Source organism: Pontibacter rugosus (assembly GCF_042678745.1).
GTDB lineage: Bacteria > Bacteroidota > Bacteroidia > Cytophagales > Hymenobacteraceae > Pontibacter > Pontibacter rugosus.
Genome location: NZ_JBHTLD010000224.1, coordinates 1 through 7,666 on the forward strand (window position 1 = coordinate 1; position 7,666 = coordinate 7,666).

The following is a 7,666-nucleotide window of genomic DNA, read 5'->3' on the forward strand; positions in this document are numbered from 1 at the left end:
GTTAACCGAATCTCAAACTATAATAAAACTATATCCGACAATGAAAGTAACCGTAGTTGGAGCAGGTAACGTTGGGGCAACATGCGCCGATGTGCTGGCTTACCGCGAAATCGCGAATGAAGTAGTACTGGTGGACATTAAAGAAGGTTTTGCTGAAGGTAAAGCACTTGATATCTGGCAGAAAGCGCCAATCAACCTATACGACACACGTACTGTAGGTGTAACAAACGATTACAGCAGAACTGCTGACTCTGACGTGGTAGTGATTACATCAGGCCTGCCACGCAAGCCCGGCATGACCCGCGACGACCTTATCTCTACCAACGCTGGTATCGTAAAGTCGGTAACTGAGAATATCGTTAAGTATTCTCCTAACGCTATCATCATTGTGGTGTCTAACCCGCTGGACGTAATGACTTACGCAGCACACATCACTTCTAAACTGCCACGCACCCGCGTAATGGGTATGGCTGGTATCCTGGATACAGCACGTTACCGTGCCTTCCTGGCTGAAGAACTGAACGTGTCTCCAAAAGACATTCAGGCTGTATTAATGGGTGGCCACGGCGATACCATGGTTCCGCTTCCGCGCTATACTACCGTAGGTGGTATCCCAGTTACAGAACTTATCGCAGAAGACAAGTTGAACGCGATCATCGAGCGCACAAAGTCAGGTGGTGGTGAGCTTGTAAAACTGATGGGTACTTCTGCCTGGTATGCTCCAGGATCAGCGGCTGCTCAGATGGTTGAAGCGATTGTACGTGACCAGCGCCGTGTATTCCCGGTTTGTGTGAAGCTGGAAGGAGAGTATGGCATTGATGGTGTATACTTAGGTGTGCCGGTTATACTTGGCAAGAACGGTATCGAGAAAGTAATTGAACTGCAACTGAACGACGAGGAGAAGCAACTGCTTGAAACTTCTCGCGGACACGTGAAGGAAGTAATGGACGCGCTGGATAACATCAACGCTGCCAACGCTTAGTTCTAAAGCATACTTACAAGTATAAAACAAGAGCGGCGCTTCCTGATGGAAGCGCCGCTCTTGTTTTATACTTGTTATACTCTCCTTCGAGCAATTATAGCCACGAATTTCAAGTATAGGCGTATAGGCACTCTTCGGAAATTCGGCGGTGCTTAACCGTTGCTTTTCTTAAAACCTGAAGCCTACAGAAAAGTATGGCAACACACCGTCTTCTGAAAAACCTACCACTCCATGTATAAGTATAAGCTCGGCTGGGCTAATGTAGAGGCCGCCGCCAAAGCCATCGTGCCAGCCACCGTCATCGTCACCGTTGTCTGACCAAACCCTGCCCACATCATTAAAGCCGATCATACCCACCGAACCTGGAAACAGGAAGGAGTTAAAGTCAAACAGCTTGAAGCGCAACTCGATGTTGTGGTACAGCATCTGCTCGCCGGCAAAGCGGAAATTGCGGAAGCCGCGCAGGTTTTCTGTACCGCCTAAGTATAAAAGCTGGAAAAAAGCAGGATCTCCAAAGGTTGCTCCACCTCCTATGCGGTTGGCCACTACAAAATTATCTCCCAGGCTAAAGTATAAACCTAAGGCAGACTGCAGCTGCCCATACTTATCTTCTTCGCCGTTAAACTGACTGAAACCGCGCAGGCTGGTATTCCAGAAGACTCCTGTTGAGGGCATCAGGCTTTTATCACGGGTGTCCAGCGTAAATCCTCCAATTAGACCGCCATAGTACTTGCGCCCGAAGAGGTTCAGGTTAGGATTCTCCTCACTGTACACATTAATAAAGCGATCTGTGTTGTCAGAACGGTCCATGTTAAAGTATTGCCCGGCCAGGCCTGCATATACTTTAAACTTCGGTGTTAATAGCCGCTGCAACGTTACTTGTGCGCCCACCAGATCATAGCGGGTGCGGTAATACCGGATAGACTGCTCATCAGCAAACTCAGAACCGTTGCCAATACCAAAGAAGTTACTTGTGTTATTAGGTGCTCTGGCATCAATTTCTACTCCTAAGTCATACCTGCGTGCAAGCAGCTGCGGAAACTCAGCTTCGTAGCTTCCGAAAAAAGCGTTTGTTGCCAGGGCATGCCCAATTATAAACTTATGTCGGGCAGCATAAGGATCTTTGCGAAAACCCTGTTTTGTATAGTTAAAACCAGCGCCTAATAGTATGCCATCGTCCAGGTTATAGCCTATCGCAGCTGCTGGCATAAGCACATCATACTTAAAGCTGCGCGGGTCATAGTTGTTTACAGTCGAGTCGTTAGATACTTTTAACCTTGCAGCACCACCTTTAGGAAGGTTATTGTCTTCGTCTTTACGATCATAGATCAGCAGCCGCCTTCTGTTTCTAAAATCATCTGCCACCGCAAAAGTATCGGCACTTCCGCCCCCGATCATACGCACTCTTATACCTGACTTACCGCTGCCCTGCACGTTGAATAGATCCTCGTCTCCTCGCCCGTACAGCCTCAGTTCCTTTGTAATATCCGGGTTAAAGGTTCGCTGCATCATCAGGCGATCGCGTTCACCATCTTTTTTTATTTTATAAACCTGTAAGTCGATGTTTCCATCAGGTAAGTAAGTCAGATTAAACTCCTCATGCTTATCAGAGCCAGCTATATCTACCGTTTCGGCTAAAGAGCGATAGTATTCAAGCGCCTGCTTCTCCAGGTCGTTGCGGCGGGCAATTAACTTGCGGGTAATTTCTTCTCCTGATAAGGCATAAATTGGTTTAGGCATTTCGCGCACAGCATCCCGAATAAGTTGATCAGTAAGCTTCTGTTGCACAAACTGTACTTCTTTGCGCCAATCCGCTTCGCTCAGCTGTGTGAGAAACATACGGTCGAAGTAGCGGGCGTTAAAGTTAAACCCTTCTACATCGCGTATCTCCTCATCAAAACCCTGAAACTTAGGCATGATCCATTTACGGGAGCCAATTTTAGGAATAACGCCATCATTGGTAAAGAAAACCTGGTCGCGGTCGCGGGGAATGGGATCATAGTAATCGCCGATTTCATCTTCCAGCTCTCGCCAGCGCCACTGATCTTCGTGGCGGTCCCAGTCGCTTATTACCAGGTCAAGCAGCCTGGCACGCAGCACCGCCCGCTGGTCTACCCGGTTGTCATTATCTTCTTCCAGTTTCTCAAGTACCTTTTCAGTATTATCGGTATCAAGGCCTGCGGCAATTGGCTCACGCTCCTCAAACAGGTAAACTGCATTCGCGTATTCCGCTCTGTATTCCCCGAGAGCGGGATCATCGGGAAGGTATACTACCTCTGGTTCTGCGTGCAGAATACCAAGAGCTTTGGCTAATGGAGGAACTACCAGCGAGGCAAAAGGATGCGAGGCAGAAATCTGGTCCTGTACAATATCTTTCGCAACTGTCGGCCTTAGATTCTCAGGCAAAGCCTTTTCAGGGTCTTTTTGGATGGTACGTAGCACCCACTCGCGGCCGGTAGCATCCTGCAGGCGCAGCGATTTGGTTTGCTGGCCTCCGCCACGCTTAAGTATTGTCATACCTCCCTGCTCCTCTTGCAGCCGAAATACACGCATCTTTACAGGTGTGGCCCAGATGCGGCGATAGTTATCACCAAACCAGAAGCGATGCCCCTTGCTTACTTCATTGTACTCCGGTGCAATGGCAGTAGTAATACTATCTTGGTCTGGAGAAATACTTTGTGCGGATGCAGCATAAGACCCAAGCAAGGATAGAAGCAGCCCCGTTATGTAAGAAAATGTTTTTTTTGATGTCATACATTCGAAATGATTGCCAAGGTTATACTTAGCTGCGGCTATAGGGTTTTACGAAGATGCTCCTTACAACACAATCAGCCTGTATACGTGCGTTTTATACTTTACAGCGAAGTATAAAAACAGGAACGGCACTCATGTTCTGAGTGCCGTTCCTGTTTTGCTAATCTTTCTGGCTTGCCTGAAAGAGTTTCTGCTTCTCCTCCTTCGAAAGGCTTTCGTAGCCGGAGCTGGATATTTTATCGAGGATGCGATCTATCTCGTTTTGGTCAGGTGTGCCAGGGCGGCTAGTTGTGGTGCTTCCGTTTGTACGCGCACTGCTGGTAGCCCGCCTGTGCGACACCCGTAGCTTTGGTTTGCGCTTAAACAGGTTAGTAAAGAAGTCGGTAACAGCCAGTACAGGCCGACCTAAATCGTTGCCTCTCTGTAACTGCTTTATAAACACCCAGCCCAGCAGCGCACCGCCAAGGTGGGCAATATTACCGCCTGCATTTCCGCCGCTATCATCTGCCAATGCCCACGACATCAGCACCAGTGCAGCAGCAATCCATTTTATCTTTACCGGACCTATAATCAGTAGGTTAAGCGTATAGTTAGGCAGCAGCGTGGCAGCAGCTACTACAATCGCCAACACACTGGCAGAAGCTCCTATCAACAAGCCACTAATGTTCCGCTCTACAAACACAGGCATCACATTATACATAATCATGTACAGGATACCTCCTGCAATACCACCCAGCACATACAGGCTTAATAACTTTCTGCTGCCCAGGTACTCTGTAATGATCATCCCAAACCAGTAGAGGTTCAGCATGTTAAACAGGATATGAAAAAAGCCTTCGTGGGTGAAAAAATAGGTAATCAGCGTCCAGGGTTTAAACAGAAACGCCATTGGCTCGGACGGCAGCGACAGGTAATACAGCGCCATACGCTCCAGCCAGCCGTAACCCATCCACCCCAGGGGCGTGCCGATAATCAGGAACACCAGGTACACCAGCACATTGATGATAATGAGCTGCTTTAGTGTATTATCGGGCTGTCGGAACGTGTATTTTAAGTCGTCTAGTATACTCATGTTGCCTTAATAGTTTCTGTAGTCATTCTTTTGCCACATCCTTACCATTATATACGCGAAGAGCATCCCGCCTAGGTGAGCAAAATGCGCCACGTTATCACCGGGCACGCGGTTAAAGCCGGCATACAATTCATAGGCGCCGTAAAACAGCACAAAATATTTAGCCTTGATCGGTATCGGCAAGAACAGCAGCATTAATTCCAGGTTAGGAAACAGCAGGCCAAACGCCATCAGGATACCAAACACGGCACCCGAAGCACCTACCAGCGGAATGTTATAGATAGCGGTAAACACTTCCCGAACTGCGCTCTTGGTTGCCTCTATGTACTGCGGATCGTTTACATTATTTTTATAAGCAACGGCTAACTCACTGCGGAAACCTTCCTGCACGTGCTCATCCATGTAATTACTGAAGGCAATCGGTGAGGGGTTTTCAATGTACTGTGCCGTATCTTCCTCCATCTGGTTAAGTTCGTAGGCCCGAACCCCGGTATACAGAATGCTGGCGCCTATACCTGTAATGAGGTAAAACACCAGCAATCGCTGTGCTCCCCAGAATCTCTCCAGCATTGGGCCGAAGATAAAAAGGCTGAACATGTTACTGAAGAGGTGCCCCCAACTGCCATGCATAAACATGTGTGAAAACAACTGCACCGGCTGAAACAATTCTGAGCCCACGTAGTGCAGCGCAAACATATCGTTGGATATGACTCCGCTAAGCTGAAGTATAAACACGACCACGTTGATGATCAGGAGGTTCCTGACCATAGGGGTGATATTGAACATGCGTTATTTTTTTTGAGACCTTCGACGGTGATTCGTTGCCTTATACTTTGACCTGGCCTCTTTCAGAGGAAAACAGCTCTCAGATTTCTCGCAGCAGGAATTACACAGTCTTGGGTATACCTAAAATTTATGGTTTAAAATCAGCCTTTTAGAAAAAGCTCATGCAATTGGCTAAGCTGCATAATGACTAACGTTTTTTGTCCGCCCGGGGTATAATTTGGCACCTGGCAGGCAAAAAGCTTATCTACGAGAGAATTCATTTCGAGGTCGCTCATGCGGGCCTGAAGGCGCGTGGACAGGCGCTTAGCCATGGCACGGGCTAGATTCTCACGTTTATCAAGCTTTAACGTAGCTAAATTGTTTTTGTACTGCTCCATCAACTCTTCGAGCAGCTCTTTTTCGTCGGCGGCATGTACATCAGGTGGAACGCCGTTCAGAATAATTGTATTGCCCCCGAAATCCTCGAATTGAAATCCGATATCCTTAAACTCTGCCGTAAGCTCTTTCAGCAGCACCATATCTGTTGGCGACAGGTGCAGCGTTTGCGGGAACAAAAGCGCTTGCGAAACTGCGGGCTTTTTCTGAAGCGTAGCCATGTACTTTTCATACAGGATTCGCTCCTGGGCAGCCGGCATATCAATCATCATCAAACCTGACTTTACCTGCACCAGTAAGTACTTCTGGTGTACCTGTATGGCTTTTTTGGCAGATGTGTCGGTCGCAGCAAAGGTATCATCCAGCAGATCCATGCCGGAGGTGGCAGAGCGGCTTGTCTGCTCCTCCTCCTCTGTCGCTTCGTACAGTTGCTCCCATCCTTTAGAGGTGGCCCTGCGGGTTGTAGCGGCTGGCGGCGGCGTAAAGCCCGGAAAGGAGGTACTGCCTCCCCCGCTGTATCCGTTTCTGCTTCCGTTTTCGAACTCACTGTTAAAGCCGCCTTGCAAGCGAATTGGCTGTAAGGGCGAGAAATTCACATCCTGCTCAAAGTCAAGCGAAGGGGCAATATTATAGGCACCGAGGGCACGCTTAACAGCTGCATGCACAATAGCGTACACTGTTTTCTCGTCCTCAAACTTAATTTCCGTTTTGGTGGGGTGTACGTTGATATCAATCTTATCCGGATCAATATCGATGAAAAGCACATAAAACGGGTGATTATCTTTGGCTACCAAACCTTCAAAAGCCGTCATGACGGCATGATTCAGGTAACCGCTTTTTACGTAGCGGTTGTTTACGAAGAAGAACTGCTCGCCGCGTGTTTTCTTGGCGTGCTCCGGTTTGCCGATGTACCCTTTCACTACCAGAAAGCCAGTGTCTTCCTCACAATAGGCCATCTGGTTTTTGTAGGTGCTCCCGAAGATGCTTACAATGCGCTGGCTCAGCTTTGTGGCTGGCAGGTTAAACACTTCCATGTCGTTGTGGTGCAGCGTAAACGTTACTTCCGGGTAAGCCAAAGCTACGCGCTGGAACTCATCCAGGATATGGCGCATCTCCACCGCATTAGATTTAAGGAAGTTACGCCGCGCAGGCACGTTGTAAAACAGGTTCTTAACTGCAATAGAAGTACCTTCCGGCGTTACCACAGGCTCCTGCAGCACTACCTCAGAGCCCTCAATCAACAGCTTTGTACCTGTTTCGGCACCGTGCGGCTTCGTTTTAAGCTCTACCTGGGCTACTGCACCAATAGATGCCATGGCCTCGCCACGGAAACCCATGGTGCGAATCTGGAAGAGATCTTCAGTGCTTCGTATTTTAGAAGTGGCGTGGCGCTCAAAGCACATGCGGGCATCTGTCTCAGACATACCCAAGCCATTATCAACCACCTGCACTAACTGCCTCCCCGCCTCCTTTACGATAAGCTGTATGCTGGTAGCCTGTGCATCAATAGCGTTCTCCAGTAGTTCCTTCACCACAGAGGCTGGGCGCTGCACAACTTCACCGGCCGCTATCTGGTTGGCAAGGAAATCAGGTAGTAAATGTATGATGTCCGGCATCCGCTTTTCTAACTCCTTATTTCTTGATATTTTCTTTCTATTTCCCAACCCATCTTGTATCAGTGGCCGAGTTTTTGCTCT

The 7,666-nt window shown here is 48.4% G+C and carries 5 protein-coding genes; 1 reads left to right on the forward strand and 4 read right to left on the reverse strand.

The genetic code is table 11. The annotated features are described in order from the left end of the window. Window positions 1–40: 40 nt before the first annotated feature. On the forward strand, window positions 41–982 hold the full coding sequence (gene mdh / locus ACFQ2O_RS18245) for a malate dehydrogenase (protein ID WP_377531259.1): 942 nt from the start codon (window positions 41–43) through the stop codon (window positions 980–982). A 168-nt stretch (window positions 983–1,150) separates the two neighbouring features. Here mdh and ACFQ2O_RS18250 read toward each other — a convergent pair whose 3' ends face one another. The 4 genes from ACFQ2O_RS18250 to mutL all read right to left on the reverse strand — a co-directional run bounded on the left by ACFQ2O_RS18250 (window position 1,151) and on the right by mutL (window position 7,585). Then, complete coding sequence (locus ACFQ2O_RS18250) at window positions 1,151–3,736, reverse strand: BamA/TamA family outer membrane protein (protein ID WP_377531248.1); 2,586 nt, start codon at window positions 3,734–3,736, stop codon at window positions 1,151–1,153. A gap of 160 nt (window positions 3,737–3,896) precedes the next feature. Continuing rightward, window positions 3,897–4,808, reverse strand: a complete 912-nt coding sequence (locus ACFQ2O_RS18255) for a rhomboid family intramembrane serine protease (protein ID WP_377531251.1) — start codon at window positions 4,806–4,808, stop codon at window positions 3,897–3,899. A gap of 6 nt (window positions 4,809–4,814) precedes the next feature. Further along, window positions 4,815–5,594: a rhomboid family intramembrane serine protease gene (locus tag ACFQ2O_RS18260; RefSeq protein WP_377531255.1), complete on the reverse strand. Its 780-nt coding sequence runs from the start codon at window positions 5,592–5,594 to the stop codon at window positions 4,815–4,817. A gap of 140 nt (window positions 5,595–5,734) precedes the next feature. After that, window positions 5,735–7,585: a DNA mismatch repair endonuclease MutL gene (mutL, locus tag ACFQ2O_RS18265; RefSeq protein ID WP_377531264.1), complete on the reverse strand. Its 1,851-nt coding sequence runs from the start codon at window positions 7,583–7,585 to the stop codon at window positions 5,735–5,737. Window positions 7,586–7,666: the final 81 nt, after the last annotated feature.